We start from the raw sequence: 697 nt of genomic DNA, 5'->3' as shown, positions 1-697 counted from the left end.
GGGGTGAGGTGGGTGAACCGCATGAGCAGGCCGGTGCCGAGCATGACCAGGGTGGCGCCCGCGATCCAGGACGCGTAGATCTTCTGGCCCGCGTTGAACTTGGCCGCCGGGCGCGAGGTGCTGCGCTTGTCGCGTCGTAGGGCGGCGCGCAGCCAGACGCGGTCGTGCGGGCCGAAGCGGTTGAGGTGGCCCAGGTCGGCGCGGAGGGCACGGGAAGCCAGGCCGGCCAGGACGGGTACCGGCAGGGCGAGGCCCGCCCATTCGTGGACACGGACCACCAGTTCGCGGCGGCCGACCAGCTCGGCGAACACGGGGAGATTCAGACAGGCCGCCGTCACCACGCACACGCCCATCAGCGCGGCCGTCACGCGGTGCACCCACTTCTGGGGGCGGCCGAAGCGGCGTACGTCCGAGGTGGAGGGCGCCGGGGCGTCAGCTCGTAGGCTCATCGTCGCGTCCGTTCGATCTGCCGACCCAGGCGTCGATGTCGTAGCCGCGGTTCTCCCAGTAGCCGGCCCGCACGTTCTCGGTGACCGTGATGCCGGAGAGCCACTTGGCGGACTTGTAGAAGTACATGGGGGCGACGTAGAGGCGGACCGGGCCGCCGTGGCTGTGGCTCAGGTTCTTGTCCTGCATGCGCAGTGCGACCAGGACGTCGGCGCGGCGGGCCTGGTCGAGGGTGAGGCTCTCGGAGTAG

General features: G+C 70.9%; 2 protein-coding genes. Both read right to left on the bottom strand.

Going from position 1 to position 697, the window contains the following annotated elements:
- Positions 1-449: cytochrome b/b6 domain-containing protein (locus G3I60_RS43830; RefSeq protein ID WP_164608564.1), on the bottom strand; the 449-nt coding region annotated here is incomplete at its 3' end.
- On the bottom strand, positions 433-697 hold a 265-nt coding region (locus G3I60_RS43825; RefSeq protein ID WP_164608563.1), incomplete at its 5' end, for a molybdopterin-dependent oxidoreductase. The genes G3I60_RS43825 and G3I60_RS43830, both read right to left, overlap by 17 nt.

Origin of the sequence: Streptomyces sp. SID13666 (assembly GCF_010548325.1) — a bacterium.
Lineage (GTDB): Bacteria > Actinomycetota > Actinomycetes > Streptomycetales > Streptomycetaceae > Actinacidiphila > Actinacidiphila fildesensis.
The sequence above is the reverse complement of the archived record's forward strand: the minus strand, read 5'-3'. Positions and strand labels throughout refer to the sequence as shown.